Annotated in this window: 18 protein-coding genes and 1 other RNA gene; 14 read left to right on the forward strand and 5 right to left on the reverse strand. The window is 69.9% G+C overall.

From position 1 onward, the window contains the following. Positions 1-62: 62 nt before the first annotated feature. Positions 63-4,562 (forward strand): response regulator, encoded by a 4,500-nt coding sequence (locus OWM54_RS02725; RefSeq protein ID WP_223750047.1) that lies wholly within the window; start codon positions 63-65, stop codon positions 4,560-4,562. 164 nt (positions 4,563-4,726) lie between these two features. Here the strand turns inward: OWM54_RS02725 and OWM54_RS02730 are convergent, their stop codons facing one another. After that, a complete protein-coding gene (locus OWM54_RS02730; RefSeq protein WP_223750048.1) occupies positions 4,727-4,933 on the reverse strand; it encodes a hypothetical protein in 207 nt (68 codons plus the stop codon). 211 nt (positions 4,934-5,144) lie between these two features. On the opposite strand from OWM54_RS02730, the gene OWM54_RS02735 reads away from it, so the two are divergent. The 8 genes from OWM54_RS02735 to OWM54_RS02770 all read left to right on the forward strand — a co-directional run bounded on the left by OWM54_RS02735 (position 5,145) and on the right by OWM54_RS02770 (position 15,273). Then, the gene (locus tag OWM54_RS02735; RefSeq protein WP_141322822.1) at positions 5,145-6,083 is read left to right on the forward strand and encodes an AAA family ATPase; all 939 of its coding nucleotides are present in this window, start codon (positions 5,145-5,147) and stop codon (positions 6,081-6,083) included. Between the two features lie 93 nt (positions 6,084-6,176). After that, positions 6,177-7,592, forward strand: a complete 1,416-nt coding sequence (locus tag OWM54_RS02740) for a patatin-like phospholipase family protein (RefSeq protein WP_223750049.1) — start codon at positions 6,177-6,179, stop codon at positions 7,590-7,592. 93 nt (positions 7,593-7,685) lie between these two features. Next, positions 7,686-8,633, forward strand: a complete 948-nt coding sequence (locus tag OWM54_RS02745) for a branched-chain amino acid transaminase (RefSeq protein WP_267696543.1) — start codon at positions 7,686-7,688, stop codon at positions 8,631-8,633. A gap of 153 nt (positions 8,634-8,786) precedes the next feature. Beyond that, the gene (locus OWM54_RS02750; protein WP_141322819.1) at positions 8,787-10,124 is read left to right on the forward strand and encodes an AAA family ATPase; all 1,338 of its coding nucleotides are present in this window, start codon (positions 8,787-8,789) and stop codon (positions 10,122-10,124) included. A gap of 114 nt (positions 10,125-10,238) precedes the next feature. Further along, a complete protein-coding gene (locus OWM54_RS02755; RefSeq protein ID WP_141322818.1) occupies positions 10,239-11,081 on the forward strand; it encodes a Fic family protein in 843 nt (280 codons plus the stop codon). 219 nt (positions 11,082-11,300) lie between these two features. Further along, entirely contained in the window at positions 11,301-12,422 is a 1,122-nt protein-coding gene (locus tag OWM54_RS02760; RefSeq protein WP_223784676.1) for a DHH family phosphoesterase, read from the forward strand. Then, the gene (locus OWM54_RS02765) at positions 12,419-13,564 is read left to right on the forward strand and encodes a cysteine desulfurase family protein (RefSeq protein ID WP_267696544.1); all 1,146 of its coding nucleotides are present in this window, start codon (positions 12,419-12,421) and stop codon (positions 13,562-13,564) included. Before OWM54_RS02760 ends, OWM54_RS02765 begins: the two co-directional genes overlap by 4 nt. Before the next feature lie 179 nt (positions 13,565-13,743). Continuing rightward, on the forward strand, positions 13,744-15,273 hold the full coding sequence (locus OWM54_RS02770; RefSeq protein WP_267696545.1) for a right-handed parallel beta-helix repeat-containing protein: 1,530 nt from the start codon (positions 13,744-13,746) through the stop codon (positions 15,271-15,273). 36 nt (positions 15,274-15,309) lie between these two features. Here the strand turns inward: OWM54_RS02770 and OWM54_RS02775 are convergent, their stop codons facing one another. The 3 genes from OWM54_RS02775 to OWM54_RS02785 all read right to left on the reverse strand — a co-directional run bounded on the left by OWM54_RS02775 (position 15,310) and on the right by OWM54_RS02785 (position 17,525). Beyond that, a complete protein-coding gene (locus OWM54_RS02775) occupies positions 15,310-15,492 on the reverse strand; it encodes a hypothetical protein (protein WP_223750054.1) in 183 nt (60 codons plus the stop codon). A 120-nt stretch (positions 15,493-15,612) separates the two neighbouring features. Beyond that, entirely contained in the window at positions 15,613-16,596 is a 984-nt protein-coding gene (locus tag OWM54_RS02780) for a serine/threonine-protein kinase (RefSeq protein ID WP_223750055.1), read from the reverse strand. Further along, positions 16,593-17,525: a tetratricopeptide repeat protein gene (locus OWM54_RS02785; RefSeq protein ID WP_141322812.1), complete on the reverse strand. Its 933-nt coding sequence runs from the start codon at positions 17,523-17,525 to the stop codon at positions 16,593-16,595. The genes OWM54_RS02780 and OWM54_RS02785 overlap by 4 nt, the downstream gene beginning before the upstream one ends. Positions 17,526-17,721: 196 nt before the next feature. Here OWM54_RS02785 and ssrS point away from each other — a divergent pair. The 5 genes from ssrS (at position 17,722) to OWM54_RS02810 (ending at position 21,910) form a co-directional block, all read left to right on the forward strand. Continuing rightward, positions 17,722-17,917, forward strand: a non-coding RNA gene (gene ssrS / locus OWM54_RS02790) — 6S RNA. A gap of 19 nt (positions 17,918-17,936) precedes the next feature. Beyond that, on the forward strand, positions 17,937-18,563 hold the full coding sequence (locus tag OWM54_RS02795) for a 5-formyltetrahydrofolate cyclo-ligase (RefSeq protein ID WP_141322811.1): 627 nt from the start codon (positions 17,937-17,939) through the stop codon (positions 18,561-18,563). Beyond that, entirely contained in the window at positions 18,560-19,351 is a 792-nt protein-coding gene (locus tag OWM54_RS02800) for a TIGR00282 family metallophosphoesterase (protein WP_141322810.1), read from the forward strand. Before OWM54_RS02795 ends, OWM54_RS02800 begins: the two co-directional genes overlap by 4 nt. Positions 19,352-19,410: 59 nt before the next feature. Beyond that, on the forward strand, positions 19,411-20,673 hold the full coding sequence (gene tyrS / locus OWM54_RS02805) for a tyrosine--tRNA ligase (protein WP_223750057.1): 1,263 nt from the start codon (positions 19,411-19,413) through the stop codon (positions 20,671-20,673). Between the two features lie 100 nt (positions 20,674-20,773). Further along, positions 20,774-21,910, forward strand: a complete 1,137-nt coding sequence (locus OWM54_RS02810; protein WP_267696547.1) for a hypothetical protein — start codon at positions 20,774-20,776, stop codon at positions 21,908-21,910. A gap of 327 nt (positions 21,911-22,237) precedes the next feature. On the opposite strand, the gene OWM54_RS02815 is transcribed toward OWM54_RS02810, so the two are convergent. Beyond that, positions 22,238-23,632, reverse strand: coding sequence for a hypothetical protein (locus OWM54_RS02815; protein WP_267696548.1), 1,395 nt, complete (start codon positions 23,630-23,632; stop codon positions 22,238-22,240). Between the last annotated feature and the right edge of the window lie 13 nt (positions 23,633-23,645).

A 23,645-nucleotide genomic window follows, 5' to 3' on the forward strand; every position in this document is an offset into this window, starting at 1 on the left:
GTCGCTCCCGCCCAGTAGGATGTCGCGGTTTTCACTGCACTTTTTACGGGTGAAAGGGCTTCATGGAGCGCCGCGTCCTCATCGTTGAAAGCCAGAACGACTTCGCCCTCAGCATGGCGACCGTGCTCAAGAGCGCGGGTTACCAGACCGCCATGGCGGCGACCGCGACGGATGCGCAGCGCGAGCTGGAGAAGCGCCGACCGGATCTCGTCGTCCTTCGGGCCGAGCTTCCGGATCAATCCGGTTTCACGCTGTGCGGGCAGATCAAGAAGGGCAAGTGGGGCCAGAACCTCAAGGTCCTGCTCCTCTCCTCCGACACGGGCGTCGAGGGCCTCACGCAGCACCGGCAGACGCCGGGCGCCGCGGACGGCTACCTCGTCATCCCCTTCGAGATGGGGGAGCTGGCCACGATGAGCACGGGCATCATGCCGCCGGGCCAGGACGAGTCGGACGCCTCGCTCGACGCCGCGCTCGCCGGTAACGCGCCGCGCGAGGCGCCGCCCCCCATGCCAGGCATCCGAACCAACGCCGGCGGTCCGCCCAAGCTCCCCAAGCGCGAGCGCCGCAGCGCGATGACCGAGGAGGACCGTGCCTTCCTGGACCGCGCCTTCCAGTCCATCGCCGACCGCAAGGCGGAGCTGCTCGCCGAGTCGCGTCAGCTCAAGCGCCCGCCCCCGCGCCGCGAGCTGATGGGCACGCCGGAGGGGAAGATCCAGATCCTCCGCGACGAGCTCAAGACGCGCGAGGCCCAGCTGGCCCGCCTCTCCGAGATCTGGAGCGTGCGCGAGCGCGAGCTGCTCTCCGGCGAGGACCGCCTCCACGAGAAGGACGTGGAGCTGCAGGGCCTCAAGATGCAGGTGGACGATCTGCTGCGGCGCTTCAACGAGGCCCAGCAGGCGATGCTCCAGAAGGAGCGCGAGCACGGCGCCACCGTCGACGACCTGCTGCTGCAGAAGTTCTCCTCGGAGAAGGACCTCATCGAGGTCGTCGCCTCCAAGGAGAAGGACATCAACCTGCTGCGCAAGGAGGTCCACAACCGCGACGACGACCTCGCGCGGCGGGGCGCCGAGCTGGAGCACCTGCGCGGCGAATACGAGAAGCTCGACAAGCACCTCAACGTCGTCACGTTGGAGTTCGAGGTCAAGGAGCAGAAGCTCCAGGACAGCGTGCGCGCGCACGAGGCCGAAGAGGCCCGGCTGGGCAAGCGCGGTGACGACTTCGAGGCGGAGCTGGGCCGCACCATCAGCGAGCGCGACCAGCGCTACGCCGAGCTGGACGGCGAGATTCAGGCCCTCCAGGAGCGGCTGCAGCAGACCGAGCAGGAGCGCGACTCCACCGTGCGCGGCCTGGAGACGCGCGCCGCCTCCGCCGAGGAGCACGGCGCCCGCGCCGACGCGGAGATCACCCGGCTGAACGCGGAGCGCGACGCGCTCGAGGCGAGGCTCAGCCAGCAGGTGGCGGATCTCGAGACGGACCTCGCGCGCACCACCGGCGAGCGGGATCAGCTCCGGCTGGACAAGGACGCCCAGGAGGCGGAGCTCAGCCAGCGCATCGAGGACCGCGACGCCAAGATCTCGGCGTTGGACCGCGAGCTGTCGGAGACCATCGCCCGCAACGAGCGCACCGAGGCGGACCTCAACTCCAGCATCCAGCAGCAGTTGGAGCGCATCGGCGAGCTGGAGGGCGAGGTCGAGGCCGTCAAGGCCCACCTGGCCGACCGCGAGGCCGAGCTCACCGGTGAGCTGCAGGCGCTCACCGAGGCGAAGAACGCGCTGGAGGAGGACCTCACCGGCCGCCTGGAGGCGCTGCGCGTCGCCAAGGACGCGCTGGAGGAGGACCTCACCCGCCAGCTCGAAGAGGTCCGCGCCGCCAAGGCGGAGCAGGAGGCCGACCTCACAGGTCAAATCCAGGCCCTCACCTCGCAGCTCGAGGCGGCCCAGAACCAGGGCGAGCAGCTCCAGGCCCGCGTCGCGTCCCTCGAGGACACCGTCGCCCAGCGCGAGTCCACCATCGAGGGACTCCAGGGTGATGTCGCCACGCGCGACCAGCGCATCTCCGAGCTGACCGGAGACCTGGAGGCCACCAGCCAGACGCTGGCGCAGACGCAGGGCACGCTCGCGCAGACCGAGCAGCAGCTCGCGGACACGCAGGGCACCCTCGCCTCCACCGAGCAGTCGCTGTCCGAGACGCGCGGCGAGCTGGAGGCCACCAGCCAGTCGCTGTCCGAGACGCAGACGCGCCTGGCCCAGACGGAGGAGGCGCTGTCCTCCACGCGCGGGGAGCTGGACGCCACCAGCCAGACGCTCGCGCAGACGCAGGACACCCTCTCCCGCACCGAGCAGCAGCTCGCGGACACGCAGAACACGCTCGCCACCACGGAGCAGTCGCTCTCCGAGACGCGCGGCGAGCTGGACGCCACCAGCCAGACGCTGGCGCAGACCCAAGGGACGCTCGCTCAGACCGAGCAGCAGCTCACGCAGACCGAACAGCAGCTCGCGCAGACCCAGGGGACGCTCGCCAACACGGAGCAGTCGCTCTCCGAGACGCGCGGGGAGCTGGATGCGACGAGCCAGACGCTGGCGCAGACCCAGGACACGCTGGCGCGCACCGAGCAGCAGCTGGCGCAGACACAAGGCACGCTCTCCCAGACCGAGGGCAGCCTGGCCGAGACGCGCGGCGAGCTGGAGGCCACCAGCCAGACGCTCACCCAGACGCAGAACACGCTGGAGGAGACGCGCGACGAGCTGGGCACCACCACCGCGCAGCGGGATCAGCTCAAGCTGGAGCTGGACGAGACGCGCGCCGTGCTCCAGGAGACGCAGGCCTCGCTGTCCCGGACCACGGGCGAGAGGAACCAGCGCATCGCCGAGCTCCAGGCCCTGGGCGAGGCCAAGGACGCGCTGGAGCAGCTGCTCACCGGCCAGATTGGCCAGCTGCGCGGCGAACTGTCTGAGACGCTGGGCAACTACGAGGCCGAGCGCGCCGCGCACGAGAAGCTCGCCGCCGAGACGAGCGCCACCATCGAGGCGCTCACCGGCGAGCGTGACGGGCTGCGCTCGGAGCTGGAGGCCACCAGCCAGACGCTGGAACAGGTGCAGGGCCAGCTCGCCGCCACCCGCGACGCCCTGTCGCGCGAGCAGCAGGCGCACACCACCAGCCGTCAGCAGGCGGCCAGCACCCAGTCCGCGCTGGAGGGCGAGCTCAACGAGGCGCGCAACCAGGCGGAGGAGCTGGGCGAGCAGCTCACCATCACCAAGCACGAGCTGGGCGCCCGCGTCGCGGACGTCACCCAGCTCACCGCGCAGCTCGCCCAGGTGGAGGACACCCGCGCGAACCTCAAGGAGCGCCTGGACACCCTCACCGAGGAGTCCCAGCGCCGCGAGGAGCTGCTCCAGAACGACCTGGCCACCAAGGGCAAGGAGCTCTCGGACACGCTGCGCAAGCTCACCCAGGTGACGCAGGAGAAGATGCGTCAGGCCGAGGTGCTCAACCGCGAGGTCGCCACCCGCACCGAGCAGGTCAAGGCCCTGGAGACCAAGCTCCAGACGCAGGCCACCGACGCCAAGCGCCACGCGGACGGGCTCGGCCAGCAGATGGCCGGCCTGAACAACCAGCTGGAGCTGGCGAAGAAGGCGCTCGGCGAGCGCGAGGAGCAGCTGCGCGCGGCGGGCACCAGCCACCAGAAGCTGACCCAGGAGCGCGACGGCCTGGCAGGACAGCTCCAGCAGGCGCAGGCGGCCCAGGCTCAAGCGGCCCAGGCCTGGCAGCAGGAGCGCGCCGAGGCGAAGCGCGCGTCCGACGAGCTGGCGGCGAAGCTGGCCAAGGCCGAGCAGCGCATCGCCCAGCTCACCCAGGAGGCCCAGGCGAAGGCGGCCGACGCGGACGCCAAGGCCAAGGACCTGCAGGCCCAGCTCGCCACCCGCACCAAGAAGGTGCAGGACCTGGAGCTGGCGGTGGAGAACGCGCAGGGCGCCAAGGCCCGCGCGGAGAAGGACCTGGCCGCCAAGGTGGCCGCCGCCGAGGGCAAGGCCAACGAGGCCGCCGCCCGCCTCGCCACCGCCCAGAAGGAGCGCAAGGACCTGGAGGCCCGCCAGCTGCGCGAAATCGAGGAGCTCAACACCAAGCAGAAGGCGGAGCTCGAGCGGCGCGAGGCCATCAAGACGCAGGAGGTCACCCGCCTGCAGCAGTCCGTCCAGGAGAAGAGCAAGGCGCTCAAGGTCGCCGAGCTGGAGCTGGCTCGCTACAAGAGCAAGGCCCCCGCCGCCACGCCCGCCCCCGTCGCCGCCAAGGCCGCCAAGGCCCCGGCGCCCGTCGAGGACGACGACCTGGCCACCCGGCCTCAGCTCAACCAGGTCATCCCCGCGGCCGCGGCCCCCGCTCCCGCCAAGGCCGCCAAGGCCGCCGCGAAGCCCGCCGCCGCGAAGAAGGCCGCTCCCGCCCCCGCCCCGCTGGGTGGCGACGAGTCGGAGCCCACGGACCGCACCATGGTCATCCAGCTGCCCACCCAGGCCGCCAAGGAGGATGACGACTGGACGGCCCTGGTGGACGAGCTGGACAAGTAGCGGGCCTGGGGCCGCCTCACGTGGGGCGGCCCCGCCGGCTTCCCGTCACCCTGGCTGTCTGGAGTCCCGGCATCCGCCGGAAGGCCGGCGGTCCGCCGACCCGGAGGGCTTCGGGAGCGACTCGCCTGGAGCCGCGACATCCGTGCCCTACCTGGGTGAAAAACTCAGAGGACGGCGCGCGCGTCGCGCACCAGCTCCTTGAAGTGCAGTGAGGCGAGGACGTCGCGGAGGGAGGCCTCACGGCCCACGCTGTGCGCCTGCGCCTGCGCCTCGCGCCAGCGGGCCATCAGCGTCCGCAGCGTGATGTACGCCAGCAGCAGCGGGAAGCCTCCCGGCAACAGGAGCACCGCCACCGCCATCACCATCCTCATCCACGCCCACACCATGACCACGGACCTCGCTGCTTTCCCTTCGTGAGTTGCGCCACTGAGATGCACGGTGCGTGCCCACGGTGCGCAAATAATTTCCCTCCCTTTTCCGCAGGGTTGGGGACCAGCGGGGCAAGAGAGCCGCGACGTGGGGGTGAGGATCCTGGCATTTTTGCCGCAGTCGCCTGAAAGGCCCTCGGTTAAGTTCCGCCGCGTGAGCACCCCAGAGACGGCCAAGGTCCGCGGATTCGACAGCGTCGCGGACGCAGAGAAGCAGCTCGAGCAGGTGGGATACCTGCCTTCACCGGAGATCGCCACCGCGGCCTTCCTGGCGGACCGGATGGACAAGCCCATCCTGGTGGAGGGCCCCGCGGGCGTGGGCAAGACGGAGCTGGCGCGCGCCATGGCCGCCGCGCTGGGCCGCGAGCTCATCCGGCTCCAGTGCTACGAGGGCCTGGACGAGGCCAAGGCGCTCTACGAGTGGGAGTACGCCAAGCAGCTGCTCTACACCCAGCTGCTCAAGGACAAGATTGGGGAGATGGTGGAGGGCACCCAGTCGCTGGCGGAGGCCGCGGACCGGCTGGCGTCCGGCGACGCGGTGTTCTTCTCCGAGCGCTTCCTGTTGCCCCGCCCCATCCTGCGCGCGCAGCTCTCCGAGCGCCCCGCCCTGCTGCTGGTGGACGAGATCGACAAGGCGGACCCGGAGTTCGAGGCCTTCCTGCTGGAGGTCCTCTCCGACAACGCCGTCACGATTCCGGAGCTGGGCACGTTCCGGGCGAAGCACATCCCGCGCGTGCTGCTCACGTCCAACGCCGCGCGCGAGCTGTCGGACGCGCTCAAGCGCCGCTGCCTGCACCTGCACATCGACTTCCCGGACCGCGAGCGCGAGCTGCGCATCGTCCGCTCCCGGCTGCCCCAGGTGCCGCAGGTGCTCGCCGAGCAGGTGGTGGAGGCCGTCGCCGCCATCCGCGCGCTGGACTTGAAGAAGGCTCCCTCCATCAGCGAGACGCTGGACTGGGCGCAGAGCCTGGTGCTGCTCAACGCGGACCAGCTCACCTCGGACGTGGTGGCCTCCACGCTCAACCTCGTCCTCAAGTACGAAGGCGACATCGAGAAGGCGCGCGCCAACCTGCCGCAGATCGCCCAGGCGTGAGGTGCGTCGGGACACCCGGCTCCGCGTGAGCCGGGGCATCCGTCCACCGGTGTATGCTCGGGCGGCCCGCTCTCCTCGAGGCCCTGGCCGCTCGTGCTCCTGAAGGAACGCTTCCAGATCAACCGCCCGCTCGAGCAGCAGGAGCTGACGCTCGTGCGCGCGTGCGTGGACGGCCCCGGCCTGCTCGACGCGCGCGAGGAAGCCGTGCTGCGCACCGCCCTGTCGCTCGCGAAGCTCTACAAGGTCCAGCACGGCGGCCTCGACGTGGGCGTGGGCGCGCAGCTCACCCCTTTCCGTGAGGAGGTGGAGCGGCGGCTCGGCCCGGTGCTGAACGGCGCGAGGCCTCCCACGAGGGACAGGCTGGTGCCGCACGTGAGGGACTTGCGCGAGCACGCGGCCCGCGCGCGCGATGGAGTCCTCGCGCGACTGCGGGGACGTGTACCGCCCGAGGCGCTGGACCGGGAGCTGCGGCACAAGGAGCTCGTCATGGTGACGGGCGGCGGAGGCGGCACCGCCTTCGTGTACCTGGGCGTGATGAGCCTGCTGGCCGAGCACGCGCTGGAGCCCCGGCTGCTCGCGGGCGCGTCGATGGGCGCGGTGCTCGCACTGATGCGCTCGCGCATGGCGCGCTTCGACCCCACGGAGATGATCAACATCGTCCGGGGCCTGTCCTTCCGGAAGCTCTTCCGCTTCATCTCCACGGAGAGCCGCTACGGCCTGCCCGCCGCGCTGCGGCTGTTCCTGCGCGCGGGCCTGGGCCGCTTCTTCGGCGCGGGCCCCGAGGGCAGCGGCATGCGGCTCAAGGACCTCCCCGTCCCCACGCTCATCGCCGTGGGCGGCATCCGTCGGGGCATGCTCCCCAGGCCGCTCGAGTATTACGAGCGCCTGCTCGGCACCAGCCCCCTGGGGCTGCTCGACCCCGTGGGGGTCGCGCGCCGCATCCAGGCCGCCATGGGCGCCATGGCCGAGCTCTTCACGCGCCCCGAAATCACGATGCGCCTGCACCTGGGCGCCGACGACGCGAGCGGCGAGTTCGACGCGCTCGACGCCGCGGGCTTCTCCTCCGCCCTGCCCGGCGTCATCCACTACGACGTGCTGCGCGAGGACCCGCGCATGCACTCGCTGCTCGACGGGCTGATGGCGCACCACGGCATCGCGCGCTTCATCGACGGCGGCCTCGTCGACAACCTCCCCGCCAAGGCCGCCTGGAAGGCCGTGGCCAAGGGGCGCATCGGCACGCGCAACACCTTCATCCTCGCGCTGGACGGCTTCGCGCCGCGACTCGCCACGCCCTTCTGGCTGCCGCTGCAGCGGCTCGCGGCGATGACGGTGGCGCCCAACCTGCCCTACGCGCATCACATCAAGCGCTTCCCTCGCACGCTCTCACCGCTCGACGTCGTGCCCTCCGTGGAGCTCGCCTCCAAGGCCCTCCACTTCGGCCGCAAGGCCATGGCGGACGACCTGCCGTGGCTCCGACGCATGCTGACCCCCTTGCCCGCCGTGCTCTGAATTCCGGGGAACGGCTTTCACGCTTTGACCTCATAGCGTGTGGTGGCTAGAAGGGCGGGGCAGTTCCACTTTTCAGGGCGAAGGAACCCCCGCATGAGCTCCACCTCGACCAGCGTATTGCGTGCCGACCAGATCTGGCTCGACGGCAAATTGGTGAAATGGGACGAGGGCCATGTCCATGTGATGACGCACGCCCTCCACTATGGGCTGGGCGCGTTCGAGGGCATCCGCGCGTACCGCACGCATGATGGCCGCCTGGCGGTGTTCCGCCTGCGTGAGCACATCCGCCGGCTGCTCGACTCGGCGCACATCATCATGCTGAAGATTCCGTACTCCGAGGACGAGCTGGTCGAGGCGTGCCTGGACGTGCTGCGCAAGCAGAAGGACCTGTTCGCCAACGGCGCGTACCTGAGGCCGGTGGCCTTCATGGGCGACGGCGCCATGGGCCTGGGCGCCGTCAACCCCACCCGCGTCGCCGTGACGGCGTGGGATTGGGGCGCGTACCTGGGCGACAAGGGCATCCGCGAGGGCATCCGCGCCAAGGTGAGCTCCTTCACCCGCATGCACGTCAACGTGAACATGGTGCGCGGCAAGATCTCGGGCCAGTACGTCAACTCCATCCTCGCCAAGCGCGAGGCGGTGCTCGGCGGCTATGACGAGGCCATCCTCCTGGACATCAGCGGCTTCGTGGCCGAGGCGTCCGGCGAGAACATCTTCATGGTGAACAAGAAGGGCGTCATCAAGACGCCGCCCCTGTCCTCGCCCATCCTCGACGGCATCACCCGCGACACCGTGCTGAAGATCTTGCGCGACAGCGGCCGCGAAGTGGACGAGGTCACCTTCACCCGCGACGCGCTCTACATCTGCAACGAGATCTTCTTCACGGGCACCGCCGCGGAAATCACCCCGGTGCGCGAGGTGGACGACCGCATGGTCGGCACCGGCAAGCCCGGCCCCATCGGCACCTTCGTGCAGGAGACGTACTTCCGCACCGTCCGGGGCCAGGAGCCGCGCTACGCCGAGTGGCTCACCTACGTCTGACGCTCCACCCGTCCGGCTCCCGGCGCCCCTGACGGCCCGGGAGCCCGACGTCCCTTCCTCCACCCGAGGGCCCCGACGCCCCGGTGACGGAAGACCCTCCCCCCCATCGTCGCCTGCCCTCCACCCACCGGATTGGGCTAGAAAGGGCCCCCGATGGCACCCGCCGGCCCCGCATACGACGACAATCCATTCAAGCTAGAGAACCCGTCCATCCTGGACATCGCCCCGGCCGAGCCGAAGACGGTGGAGGAGACGGGGCTCAAGATGGGCCTGCTCGCGGACATCGCGCTCAAGTTCCTCTACTACTCCGGTACGGGCACCGGCATGGGCATCGCCGACGAGATGCGGCTGCCGTGGCCGGGCGTCATCGAGCACGTGGTGGATTTCCTCGCCACGGAGAAGCTGGTGGACCTGCGGGGTGGCAAGGGCTTCGGCCGCGCCTCGGTGGAGTTCATCCTCACGGAGAAGGGCCGCGAGTACGCGCGCGACGCGCTCACCCGCACCACCTACGTGGGCCCCGCCCCCGTCCCCATCGAGCAGTACAACGCGCTCATCACCAGCCAGACCGAGGAGACGCCCGTCGTCAGCCAGGAGGAGCTGGTGATGGCGCTCAGCCACCTCACCGTGCCCGCGGAGCTGATGGACAAGCTGGGCCCGGCGGTGAACTCCGGCCGCTCGCTCTTCCTCTACGGCCCGCCCGGCAACGGCAAGACGAGCCTGGCCGAGGCCGTCTCCCACATGTTCGGCGGCGAGGTGTACGTCCCGCACTGCCTGGAGATCGGCAATCAGATCATCCAGGTGCATGACCACCTCATCCACACCCCCGTCCCGCTGGAGCTGGGCCGCGACACCTCCGGCCGCCGGCAGACCTTCGAGATGGACAACCGGTGGATGCTCTGCCGCAGACCCGCCGTCGTCGTCGGCGGCGAGCTCACGCTGGAGACGCTCGACCTCATCTACTCGGAGAGCACCCGCTTCTACGAGGCCCCGTTCCAGGTGAAGGCCAACGGCGGCATGCTCCTCATCGACGACTTCGGCCGCCAGAAGGTCCACCCCACGGACCTGCTCAACCGGTGGATCGTCCCCCTCGAGAAGCGCGTCGACTTCCTTACCCTGCATACCGGGAAGAAGTTCGAAATCCCGTTTGATCAGCTTCTCGTGTTTTCAACGAATCTTGATCCGAAGGAGCTGGTGGACGAGGCCTTCCTGCGGCGCATCAAGTACAAGATTGAGGTCACGAATCCGGACGAGGAGTCCTACCGGGAGATCTTCCGCCGGGTGTGCGAGGCGGCGGGAATCCCCTATGTGGACCAGGCCGTCACGTACCTCATCGAGCACTACTACAAGCCGCGGACCATGCAGCTGCGCGCCTGTCACCCCCGGGACCTGGTGGGACTCATCAAGGACGCGGCGCGCTACCGGCAGATCCCGCCCGCCCTCTCCAAGGACCTGCTCGACCAGGCGTGCGAGGTCTTCCTCGTCAATCTCTAACGGAATTCGTTGTTACAACCGTGCGGAATTTCTAGAATCCGCATGCCGTTGTATCGCTCGGCCGCACGCTATGGCCACTCTTGGGTGGCTCGGCGCAAGAAGGAGCCGCAGTCCGTGAAGGAACGCTACCAGGACATCGACGAGAAGAACGAGGCGCTGCGCGATTACCTCGAGATCTTCAAGGACAAGCAGCAGGCGCGTGACTTCCTCGAGCAGTTCGAGATGTCGTGGATCTACCACGACGCCGCGTTGGAAGGCGTGGTCTACACCCACCAGGAGCTGAAGGCCGCGCTGTATCCGCAACGCGCGAGCGCCGAGGCCTCGATGATTCCGGTGGTGCTCGAGATCCGCAACCACAAGGCCGTCTGCGACTTCATCCGCGAGGAAGCCGCGGGCGCCAAGAAGCAGGCGCAGATCACCCTCACCACCATCAAGCGGATGCACGACCTCTTCCTCGGGAACACCCCCGAGGCGCTGGCCGAGCGCGCGCGCATGGAGCGACGGGAGCGCACCGAGAAGGAGCTCGCCAAGGAGCGTGAGCGCTCGGGGCTGCGCAAGGACATGCCGCTGCACCGCACGTACTTCCACGACATCCACCAGCCCGCGAAGATCCAGCCCGCGCTGGAGAAGCTGGTGGACTACACGGCCAGCGCGGAGTTCCGCGAGTTCCACCCCATCAAGCAGGCCGCCACGGTGCAGCACATGTTCCTGCAGATCTTCCCCTTCACCGAGCACAGCGGGAAGGTGGGGCGCATGTGCAGCAACCTCATCCTGTTGCGCAACAACTACATGCCCGCGGTCATCCACTCCATCGATCGGCAGCGCTATTACGAGTGCTTCCGCGGCCCGGCGGCGCAGTTCCGCACGGTGCTGATGGACGCGATGGAGAACTCGCTCGACAACGGCGTGAAGTACTTCCGGGACCTGGGCCGCAAGTACAAGGCCATCAACAACTAGGTCCCCTCCCGCCAGGAAGACCAGGCCCCCTCCGGCCGGCAAGGCCCGCCGCCGGAAGGGCGGGCCTCCGCACCCGGGGCAGGAAGGCGTCCGGGCACCCGGTCTTCCGCCCCCGCGTGAACGTCGGCCGGGGCATCTGCAACTTTGGTGTGCGGCAGACACCCCGCACCCGCCGGCCCCTCGAAACCGGGAGCCGGAGGAAGTAAAGAAGACCACTCCATGCCCGTGACACAGTCCTTCAACAGCCGCCGTGCCCAGGGAGCCTCGGGGGGCGAGCTGACGGAGCCTCCGCCACCGCGACTGGCCCTGCTGTCGGCGCGGGACAAGCTGGAGCGGCTGCTCGAGGTGGCCAAGGGCCATCGCAAGGCGCTCATCCTCACCCACGACAACCCGGATCCGGACTCGCTGGCCGCCGCGGTGGCGCTCGCCCAACTGCTCGAGCGCCGGGCGAACCTGGAGGCCCAGGTGGGCTACGGGGGCATCATCGGCCGGGCGGAGAACATCGCCTTCGTGAAGGTGCTGCGGCTGCCCGTCTCGCACGTGTCGCAGCTGGACTTCGACGAGTACGACCTCTTCGGGCTGGTGGACACGCAGCCCAAGGTGGGCAACCACTCGCTGCCCGCGCGCATGGAGGCGCACCTGGTGGTGGACCACCATCCGCTGCGTGAGGAGAGCCTGGCCTCGCCGTTCGCGGACGTGGGCGGCGACTTCGGCGCCACGTCCACCATGCTGGTGGAGTACCTGCGCGCCGCGCGCGTGGAGCCCTCGGTGGAGGTGGCCACCGCGCTGTTCTACGGCATCAAGGCGGACACGCGCGACCTGGGCCGCGAGACGACTCAGACGGACATCGACAGCTACCTGTGGCTGTTCCCGCGCATGGACAAGTCGATGCTCGCGCAGATCGAGCACCCGGAGCTGCCGGCGCGCTACTTCCAGCTGTACCACACGGCCTTCGAGCGGGCGAAGGTGTACGGCACCGCCATCGTCACCGACCTGGAGGAGGTCTACTCCCCGGACATGGTGGCCGAGGTCGCCGAGCGGCTGATGTTCCTCGAGGGCACCAAGTGGTCGCTGGCCTTCGGCACGTACCGCAACCAGCTCTACTTCAGCCTGCGCGTGAAGGACCGGCGGATGAACGCGGGCCGGCTCATCCGGGAGATCTTCGAGGACTACGGCGGCTCGTCCGGCGGCCACGGCAGCATGGCGGGCGCGCGGCTGCCGTTGTCGGGCAAGGCGGCGCAGCGCAAGGCGCTCAAGCGCGAGCTGGTGAACCGCTTCCTCGATGCCTTCGGCGTCGCCGACGAGCGGCCCGTGTCGCTGCTGTCCGCGCAGGACTCGTGATCTACTGGGACCACAACGCCGCCGCGCCCGTGCGCGCGGAGGTGGCCTCGCTGCTCGCGCGCGCCTTCTCGCAAGGGGGCCACGGCAACGCCTCCAGCGTGCACGCGGCCGGCCGCGAGGCCCGCGCCAGGCTGGATGCCGCCCGGGCCCGGGTGGCGCGGGTGCTGGGCTGCGAGCCGAAGGAAGTCTGCTTCACCGCCTCCGGCAGCGAGGCGGACGCGCTCGCGCTGGTGGGCGCCTTCCACGCGCGTCCCGTGGCGGAGCGACGCCGCGTGGTGACGTCCTCGGTGGAGCACCCCGCCCTGCTCGGCGCGGTGGCGCGGCTGGAGCAAGAGGGCGCGCAGGTGGTGCGGGTGGCGCCGGGCGCGGACGGGCGGGTGCGTGAGGAGGACCTGCTCGCGGCGCTGACGCCGGACACCGCGCTGTGCTCGCTGATGTGGGCCAACAACGAGACGGGCGTGGTGCAGCCCGCGGCGGAGCTCTCGCGCGCGTGTCGCAAGCAGGGCGTGCTCTTCCACACGGACGCGGTGCAGGCGGCGGGCAAGGTGCCGCTGTCGTTGCGCGAGGTGGACGCGGACCTCCTGTCCCTGTCCGCGCACAAGTTCGGCGGCCCCTCGGGGGTCGGCGTGCTGGTGGTGCGCAAGGGCGTGGACGTGCGGGCCCTCACGCCGGGACACCAGGAGGGGGGCCGGCGCGGAGGGACGCAGAACATCCCGCATGCGGAAGCCCTCGCGCTCGCGCTGGAGCTGGCCGCGAGCGAGCAGCCCCAGGTGGCCTCGCGCGTCGGCGCGCTGAGAGACGCCTTCGAGCAGGCGGTGCTCGCGCAGGTGCCGGGCGTGGTGGTCAATGGCGCGGGCGCGCCGCGCGTGCCCAACACCAGCAACCTGCGCTTCGAGGGGGTCGAGGGCGAGGCGCTGCTCATCGCGTTGGACCTCGAGGGCATCTGCGTGTCGATGGGCGCCGCGTGTGCCTCCGGAACGCTGACGCCCTCGCATGTGCTCCGGGCCATGGGCCTGTCGGCGGCCGAGGCCCAAGGCAGCCTGCGCTTCAGCCTGGGCTCCGAGACACGCGAGGAGGACGTGCGACAGGTCGTCGACGCCCTGCGTCGTCACGTCCCCACCGTCAGGGCGCTCTCGGGCTGAAGCCGGCGTGGCCCGGCGTGCTTGCAGGGTGCAAGGCGCGATTGACGCGGCCGCCCATCACGCGCGCGAGCATCCGGCGTTGAATGCCCCATCCCCCCTGGGGTGCATGGACCTTGAACATGCCCGCTCCGGTGGAAACCATTCTTTCCGCTGCCGATGCACGGGGGGAACACATGGGGATGGGCTCAGGGGGGAAGCAGTGGCTGACGCATCGACTCGCGGTGCTCGCGGGTGCGCTCGCGCTCGCGTGCGCGCCGGGCTCGGGACAGGAGGGCGCCTCGCCGACGGAGGACGTCACGCGGGCCGCGAGCGCGCCGACGCCGCTGTGGGACGAGGACGCGATGCCGCTCGAGGCCGCGAGTGCTTTTAGAGATCGCTGCCCGGGGCCGGAGGCGGCGCTCGGCGCCACGCTCCACGTCGCGAACCTGGGACCTCGGGATGCCGAGGCGCCGCTCGGCTCTCGCGCCAATCCCTTCACCACCATCATGGCGGCGGTGAGGGAGGCACAGCCAGGGAACATCATCCAGGTCCACGCGGGCATCTATCCGGAGCAGGTCGCCATCACGCCGCTGAAGGCGCGCGCCGGCACGGCCTCCGCGCCCATCGTGCTGCGAGGTGAGCGCGCCGCGCGCCCCATCATCGTCCCCTCCGCCACCGACGTGGGCAGCCTGGTGATGCTGAGCCAGCCCTATTGGGTGGTCGAGTTCGTCGAGGTCGACGTGCGCGAGCGGCCCTCGTTCGCGGCGTTGTTCGAGAACGACACCACCTGCACGCAGCTCACCGATTCGGTGCTCCACGGCGGGCGCGCGGGAGGTGGCGTGGTCGTCAGCGACGCCTCACGGCTGCTCATCTCCGGCAACAAGGTGCATGACTTCTCGCGATGGGGTCAGGACTCCCACGCCGTCGTGGTGAAGGGGGCGTCGCGCGAGGTCTTCATCGTGGGGAACGATCTGCATGACGCCTCGGGAGACGCCGTGCAGTGCCAGCCCAACGAGGGCCGCCCCTCCGCGCTCTTCATCGAGGGGAACCAGATGCACGACTGCGGGGAGAACGGCATCGACGTGAAGGCGTGTGACGACCTGGCCATCCAGGGCAACGTGTTCTTCCGCTTCCCGAACCTGGAGCGCTTCCCCTGGCAGGCGACGACGTCGGCGGCGGAGGCGGTGCTGGTGCACGAGGACGCCACGAACATCCGCATCATCGGCAACGCCATCTTCCTGGCGGGGAGGGGCATCTCCATCGGCGGCCTCTCCCCCGTGGACAATCCCGTCGACGTGCTGGTGAAGGGCAACGTGGTGACGGACATCTTCAACTTCGCGAACCGGGCCAATGGCCAGGGCATCCGCATCGTGCGGGCGCACCGGGTGCGGGTGCTCGACAACATCATCGAGCGGACGGAGGACTCGGGGCTGCGGCTCGCCGCGGACGAGCCGCTCGTCGTCACGGACCTGCAGGTCTACGGCAACACGCTGCGCGACATGACGAGCTTCGTGAAGCTGGGACGCGACACCGCCCGCCCCGGACTGCGGATGGACCGCAATCGCTACGAGGGGACGGACGGCAAGTTCAGCGCCTTCGGACTCCTCTCCATCGGCACCTTCACCACCTGGCAGAACCGGCTGGCCCCCTTCAACCTGGAACAGGGCTCCTCGCTCATCACCGCCGAGCCCGACGATGGGCAATCACCGCCCATGGTCGGCGAGGAGTGACACGTCGCCCGCGGCGCGGTGAGCGGCGCCTGGGCGCTACCACGGTTGATCGGGCAGCGACTTCTCGCGCACCTCTTCGTCCGGCTGGCCGTAGCCCGGCATCCCGTCCTCGCGAGGCTCCTCGGGCCGGGCGGGCAGCCGCTCGGGCTGCTCCTCACGCGTCTTGCGCTCGGGGGCGGACTCTTCGGGCTTCGGCGGCGGGGGCTTCTGGGTGGCCATGGCGGTCCTCGCGAGGGGGCGCCGCGCGCACCTTGGCGCGGCATGCGAGGAGGTTCGTCATCCCCGCGCCCTCGTGGGACTGCCAGCGCCGAGGCGACAGCGGGGCGCGTGGCCGCTCCCCTACTCCGTGCCCGAGGAAGGCGGGGGCACCACCACCGCGGGCATGATGTCGCTGGCGCCGAACAGCCCGCGCACCACCGCGGCGATGGCCAGCGGCGTCCCCACGCGCTCGTCGTAATGCGGCGCGAGCGCCTGGGCGAAGGACTCCGCCGTGGTGAACCGGTCCTCGGGGCGCTCGGAGAAGGCGCGCCGCACGACGTCCTCGAGCGCCTCGGGAACCTCCGGACGCAGCTCGCGCAGCGGCCGGTACGCGCGGGAGCGGATGGCCTGGAAGACCTCGTCCGGCGTGGCGCCCGTGAAGGGGCGCTCCAGGGTGAGCAGCTCGTAGAGCACCACCGTCGCCGCCCACAGGTCCGCCTCCGGGCTCACCTCGCCCAGCAGCGACTCCGGGGAGAGGTAGTACGGCTTGCCCAGCACCTCCCCCTCCTGGAGCTTGCCGTCCACGAGCACGCGCGAGACGCCGAAGTCCCCCAGCTTGATCTCCCCCACGCGGGAGATGAACAGGTTCGACGGGGACACGTCGCAGTGGACGATGCCCAGCGGCTCGCCCTGCGCGCCGGTGGCGGAGTGCGCGTACGCCAGCGCCTCCAGCAGCACCTTGCCCAGGTACACCGCGAAGTCGAGCGGCAGGGGGATGCCTCGCACCTTGCAGCGGCGGAGGATCTGCCCCAGGTCCCGCCCGTCCACCAGCTCCATGACGATGAAGTAGATGCCCTCCAGCTCACCGGCATCCAACACCGTCACGATGTTCGGGTGGTGCAGCTGCTTGGACAGCTGCGCCTCGCGCGAGAACAACGTCACCGAGTCCGGGTCCGCCGTCAGCGCCGGCAAGAGCCGCTTGAGCGCGACGGTCCACCCCTCGCGCGGGCCCGACAGCACCCGCGCGCGGTACACCTCCGCCATGCCGCCCTTGCCGAGCACGGAGAGGATTTCATAGGGGCCGAAGACCCGCTGGGCTTTCGGAGGCGAAGGCGTCTGGCTCACGGGCTCGAGCTTCCGGCTCCCGCCGACTCGCGGCCCGGCGCGCGCTTGCGATTCTTCACCGTCTTCTGCACCTGCTCGATGTCCGCGGCGAGCGCCCGCACCAGCACCGCCTCCCAGGGCTTCGGACTCTCCGGCGCCCAGTTCAGCTCCAGCGCCCGGCGCAGCAGCGGCACCACGCGCCCCTTGAAGCCCTGCTGCTCCGCCGCGTACGCCTGCCACGCGTAGACATCCGGCCGCGACGGAGGCACCGGGCGGATCCGCTCCAGGTACTCCACCGCCCGGACGGCGTTGCCCGAGCCCAGGTTGCTGGCGGCCATGCCCACCAGCGCGTCGATGTCCTTGTTGTCCTCGGCCAGCGCCGCCTCGAAGCGCGCCCGGGCCATGTCCCACTTGCCGTTCGCCAGCAGGTTCTGCCCCAGCTCCACCGGCCGGGTCCCCAGGGGCTGGGGCCGCGCCGCCGCGGCCTCCTTCGCCGGCGCCAGGGACGCCTCCACCTCATCGGGGGGCGCCGCGGGCACCTCCTCCTCGCGCTCCACCGGCTCCGCCCCCCGGACTCCGCGCAGCGTCAGCACCGAGTCCTTCAACCCGGGCGAGTGACACTTGGGCGGCAGCCGGAAGTGCGCGCTGAGCACCAGCGAGTTGGGGTTGTAGACGGCCAGCGCCGTGAAGGGCCTCACCCCCACGCAGTCCGGCGGGGGGCCCTCCAGGCAGAGCTGCACCGTGGCCACCAGGACGTTGCCCTGGAACTCTCCGGACAGGACTTCCGTGCCAGGGGCGAACTTGCAGCCACCTCCGGACCCGGCGGACAAGCCCACCAGGCGCTCGCCTTCCATGTGCAGGTCCACCTGCCCGTAGGTATCCCCCTGGTAGGGGCCTGCGAGCTTCGGTCCCGCCCAGGCGAGGCCGGAGGCGACGGAAAGAGCCGTCACGAGTCCCTTGTTTAGAAGCGAGGGCGGCATGTGCGGGGTGTGGGGGACTGCCATCATAGGGGGCCTGCGCCCGCCTTGTAAACGCGCGAGGATGCCTTGACCTCGCGGCTTCCCATCCTTATCATTTCAAAAGGTGGTCGCGAGTTTTCGCTGTAATTTCGGGACCTTGGTGGCACTGTAGCTTTGTTTCAAGGGCTGTCCCCTGCGGGGCGCGTGATGCCCAGCAGAAATTCGAACCGATACGTCCATTCCGGGGTCCGTTTCGGTCGCCATGTGCAAGCCCTCCCTCCTCACGGGGGATGAGGGAAGCCTGCGGCGGCATGATTTCGGTTCCCACCTGGCTTTTGAGGGTTCAATGGACGCTGGGCACACGGCCATGCGGCGGGGGACTTTTTCTGCGGAGCGGCGGCGGTGAGCGAGACGGTGGTGGAAGAGGCGGCGGCGGCGAGGAAGCAGACGCTGCGGGATGAGTTGACGGCGCGCCGCAAGGCGATGACGCCCGATCTCATCGATACGCGGGGTCTCAAGGTCCAATCTCGATTCCTGGCGACGAAGTATTACGAGAAGGCGCGGTACGTGGCGCTCTACGCCCCCATCAAGGGCGAGGTCCCCACGCAGGACATCCTCAAGGCGGCGCTGCAGGACGGGAAGATCGTCTGCTACCCGCTCTCCCATGTGCACGGGCGGATCCTCTCCTTCCGGGCCATCAAGTCCGAGCTGGAGCTGGAGCCCGGGCGACTGGGCGTGAGGGAGCCGACGAACGCGTCGGATCTCATCGCGGTGGAGCAGATCGACCTGTTCGTGGTGCCAGGACTGGGCTTCACGGAGGACGGCAAGCGGCTGGGGCGCGGAGGCGGCTACTACGACGCCACCCTGCGCGCGGCGAGTCCCCGGAGCCGGCGCGTGGGACTGGCCTTCAAGGAGCAGCTCGTGTCGGTGCTGCCCACGACGGGTGACGACGTGGACATGGACCTCGTGGTGACCGAGTCCGAGGTCCACCGCGGCCTGCATCGCGAGCCAGAGTTCCTGGATACGTGAAGGTCCTCTTCATGGGAGACGTGGTGGGTCGTCCGGGGCTTCAAGCCGTCCGCGCCCTCCTGCCACGCCTGAAGGCCACCCATGGCATCGAAGTGACCATCGCCAACGCGGAGAACAGCGACCAGGGTGCCGGCATCTCTCCGGAGACGGCCGACACCCTGCTGTCCGCGGGCGTGGACCTGCTCACGAGCGGCAACCACTTCTGGTCCAAGAAATCCATCATCCCCTGGGTGACGGCGCGGCCGGACAAGCTGCTCCGGCCCGCCAACTATCCCAAGGACACCCCGGGCAAGGGCCATGGCCTGGTGACGCTCCCGGACGGGCGCGCGCTGGGTGTCATCAACCTGGAGGGTCGCGTCTTCATGCGTCCCCACGACAACCCCTTCGAGGTGGTGCTGGGGTTGGTGGAGGAGCTGAAGGCGCGCACGCCGTGCGTCCTCGTGGACATGCACTGCGAGGCCTCCAGCGAGAAGAACGCCATGGGGGCGCACCTGGACGGGCGGGTGTCCGTCGTGGTGGGCACGCACACGCACGTGCAGACGGCGGACGAGCGAATCCTCCCCGGCGGCACGGCCTTCATCACCGACGTGGGCATGTGTGGCCCGCTCGACTCCGTCATCGGGATGAAGAAGGAGCAGTCGCTGGCGCGGTTCCTGGGGCAGAAGCACGCGCCCTATGAAGTGGCCGAGCGGCTCGTCTACCTGCAGGGCGTGGTGGTGGACATCGACGACGCCACCGGCCGCGGCCGGAGCATCGAGCGCGTGCGCGTCCACCTGCCGGGTACCTGAACTTCCGGAAGCGGAAGGCTCGCGTGCAGGGCGGGGGTTTCGGTTATGGTCCGCCGGCCATGAATCAGGACGCACTGCGCAAGGCGACCCCCGAGGAGCAGTTCGAAGAAGTCACCCGCGGCACGGTGGACCTCCACTCGCCCGAGGACCTGAAGAAGAAGCTCCAGTATTCGTATGACTCGGGCAAGCCGCTGGTCATCAAGGCGGGGTTCGACCCGAGCCGGCCGGACCTGCACCTGGGCCACTCGCTGCTGCTCACGCGCATGCGGCGCTTCCAGGACTTCGGCCACTCGGTGGTGTTCCTCATCGGCGACTTCACGGCGCTGATTGGAGACCCCACGGGGCGCAACGCCACGCGCCCGGCGCTCACCCGCGACGAGGTGAAGGCGAACGCGGAGACGTACAAGCAGCAGGTCTTCAAGGTGCTGGACGCGGACAAGACGACGGTCCGCTTCAACTCCGAGTGGCTCGACAAGCTCGGCACCGAGGGGATGATCCGCCTGGCGTCGCGCTACTCGCTGCAGCGCATGCTGGAGCGCGACGACTTCAAGAAGCGCCACCGGGACAACGTCTCCATCGCCATCCACGAGCTGCTCTACCCGCTGCTGCAGGGCTACGACTCCGTGGCGCTGAAGTCGGACGTGGAGCTGGGCGCGACGGACCAGCTCTTCAACCTGCTGGTGGGCCGGCAGCTCATGCGCGAGGAGAGCATGGCCCCGCAGGTCATCATGACGGGCCCCATCCTCGAGGGCCTGGGCGCCCGCCTCATCGACGGGAAGATCGTCGGCGACAAGATGTCCAAGAGCCTGGACAACTACGTGGGCGTCAGCGAGCCGGCGGACACCATGTTCGGCAAGCTGATGAGCATCACCGACGACCTGATGTGGCGCTACTACGAGCTGCTCTCGTCGAAGACGCTCAAGGAGGTCACCGAGCTGAAGGCCAAGGTGGCCAGCGGCGAGGTGCACCCCAAGGCCGCGAAGGTGGCCTTCGCCCGGGAGATGACGGCGCGCTTCCACGACGAGGAGGCGGGCCGCAAGGCGGAGGAGGACTTCGAGAAGCGCTTCGCGAAGAAAGAGCTGTCCGCGGACGCGCTGCCCCAGGTGGACGTGTCGCTGGGCGGCGCGCCGACGCTGCCGCTGACGAAGGTGCTGGCCGAGGCGAAGCTGGTGGCGTCCTCGACCGAGGGCCGGAAGATGCTGGCCCAGGGCGGCGTGCGGGTGAACGGCGAGAAGGCCACGGACCCGAAGGCGGAGCTGTCCGCCGGCGAGTACACGCTCCAGGTGGGCAAGCTGAAGGCGGCGCGCGTCAAGCTGGCGTGAATTCCCTCCGGGGGTGGTGCGTCCCTGGTGGCCGAGGAGTGGCCCGTCCCGTCCCTCGTGTCGAGGGGCGGGGTGGGATTGGGATACAGTCCCGCGCACCATGCGTCTTTCCGCCGCCCTGAGCCTCGGTCTGCTGCTGAGCGCCCTCCCCGCCCTCGCGGGCCCGGGCGCGTTCGTCTCCGAGTCCTCCGTCGACGCGGTGGAGCAGCCCGAGTCCTCCCGCGTCGTCTTCACCGTCGAGGCTGGGAAGACGTATCCGTTGCTCAAGAAGGGCGGCCCTGCCCGGGCGTGGTGCAAGCTGCGGGGCCCCTCCGCCGAGGGCTGGGTGCTGTGCGAGGGCGCCGAGGAGTCCGCGGCCCCTTCAGCCCCGAGCGCGGCCACGCTGGCGGCGGCGGACCGGGCGGAGGCCTCCGAGCGCGCACGCAGTCGTGAGAAGCAGTTGGCGGAGCGAGAGGAGGAGAGTCGCGCGCCTGTCGTCGTCACCGCGCCGAGCGCCGAGGCTCCCCGGTATGCCGCCGAGACGAAGCCCGCCGTGTCGTGGAAGCCGGCCTCGGGCTGCGCCACGACGTGCTCGCGAGAGCCGCTGTTCGCCAGGCCCCCTCCCCTGTCGGCGATGGACCGGGAGGTGTTGGATTTGTGCCCCGCGCGGCCGGACGTGAGCGTGAGCGCGGCGGACGTGCGGCGCTTCGTCGCCCGGCACTACGACGACTCGCGGCTCCAGACGGCGCTGTCCGCTGCGGGGCGCCCTGGAAACCGGCAGGCGAACATCGACTGGCTGACGAGCCTGTGGGTGAGCACGGGGCCGCGCAACGCCTTCACGCACGTGTTCTGTGGGGACGACTGGCAGCGCGGTCCCATTGGCGGGCTGCACTTCCTGCCGCGCTACGCCCAGCTCGAGGCGGAGGGACGCATCTGCTACGGCGGCCCGGTGCGCGGAGGTTCCGCGAAGACGAAGGAGCAGTACCTCATCCGCTTCCAGGGCGTGGCCCCGTGGTCTTGTGGCGAGAAGCGCGTGGGCGGGTTCACCGACTCGCAGGACGCGGTGGGCCTGATGTCGATCGGGACGCGGGCCTTCGCGCGCTGCTGCGCTCGGGATGGGGCGAAGAAGGAAGGTGGCGTGTACGCAGCGAAGGACCTGGGCAACACGCGCTGGCAGATCTGGTGCGGCACGCGCAACGGCACCTACGGCATCGCGACGCTGCACCCCACGGACAACGCCGCCACCTGCGGCGAGTAGCCGCTTGGCAGCACCGAAGGCTTCGCCACACGCCCCCCACCGACAACGCCGCCGCCTGCGGCGAGGAGCCGCTCCGTTCGCGGACCACCTCGAGAGGCACACGATGTGCCTCATGGCGCCACTCCGCCATCCCACGGACCACGCCGCCTCCCGCGGTGAGTAGCCGCTCAGCTCGCGGACTGCCTCGACAGGCACGCGACTCATGGGGCCACTTCAGCAGTCGCACGCCCCCTGGTCACCACGGCCCCCCTCAGGGACGCGGAAGCTCGCGCCTGGACGGACCAGGCGGCCACCGCCGCGAGGTCGATGACGTCCCCGACAGTGCCCTCAGGGCGCGACGTACTCGCGTGGCCGGTAGCCCAGCCGGGTGACCTCGAGCTGCCCGTGCGCGAGCGGGTCCTGGAACACGCAGACCAGGTCGGTCCTGTCCTCGCAGGCCGAGGGCACCATCCACTTGGTGATGCGCTGGATGAGCTCGTCGGTCATCGTCCTGTCCGCGAAGCGCTCGTAGCGGACATGGATGAAGCGCGACAGCGCCAGAGGAGCCATCCACGACGTCGTCGCCACGGTGATGGGGAAGATGTCCACGCCGAAGCTGTCCACCTGGAGCCACGGCGTCGCGTTGTGTGGGAAGGGGCGCGTCGGGAGCACGCCGCTGTTCACGTACACATCGACGTCCTCGCGCGCGGGCCACCCTTCCAGCTTCGATGTGTCCCCTCGCCCCGACTCATCGAGTCCTGACTCGAGCGTCGTGAAGAAGCCCACGCGAAGCCGGTTCGGGTACTCCGCCGACGGGTAGTCGTAGGGGTAATCCAGCGGGTCCGTGGCGTCGATCGCCGCCTGCGCGGTGAAGACGCCGGGGGTCGCGAAGAGCACCTGCGCGATGGGGGCGTAGGCGGCCAGCTTCGCGCGGAGGACCTCCACTCCCGGCGCCTCTCCCGAGCAGTACCGGGGCCAGGCGCGCCGCAGGGAGTCGACCGTCTCGCCCAGGCTCAGGTTCACGAAGCGGACGCCATGTCGCTCGATGACGCCCCGCAGCCCCGTGGCCGCGCGCTGAGCCCTGCCCCTCAGTCGCTCCAGGGCGCCCGGCTCACCCGTGGGCTCGCAGAACTCCGAGCGCGACAGTTCATACAGGCCCGGATGGTCCATCACGACGATGGGCTGCCGGGGATTGGCCTCCACCAACAGGGAGAACACCGTGCTGCCGTGTCCCACGCTCTGTCGACCCTGCTCGGGATAGTGGGCCCGCAGCGGCTCCGCCAGCGCGCGCAACGCCTCGGCCGGGATGAAGTCCTCGGTGGCGAACGTGGTCAGTGCCTCGTGGAACCTGGGGGGAACCAGCCACCCCGGGTCCGCCGCAACGACGTCACCGCCCTCCAGCGCCCGGTAGTACCCGAGGAGTCGATTGCGATAGCGTAGCGCCCTCGCGGGCAACGTCGGGAAGTCGTCGACGATGAGCAATGCTTCGCCCGTGCTGTCCTTCATGGCGAAGTCGCGCGTCGGCGCGAACGGCACCGTCACGCGGGGACAGCCGCGGGTGTCCTCCCCCTGGTAGCACGTATCCGAGAGGATCTCCGTCCTCAGGGCCTCCAGTCGCGCGGCGCGCTCGGGTGACAGCCGGTACTCGGGCGCGGGCCTCTCCGCACCACCGTCGGAGCACGCCAAACCGAGACACAGCAGCAGCCACCCACCCGACCGACACAGACCGCGCGACAAGGACATGACGACACTCGCT

Source organism: Myxococcus sp. MISCRS1 (assembly GCF_026626605.1).
Taxonomy (GTDB): domain Bacteria; phylum Myxococcota; class Myxococcia; order Myxococcales; family Myxococcaceae; genus Myxococcus; species Myxococcus fulvus.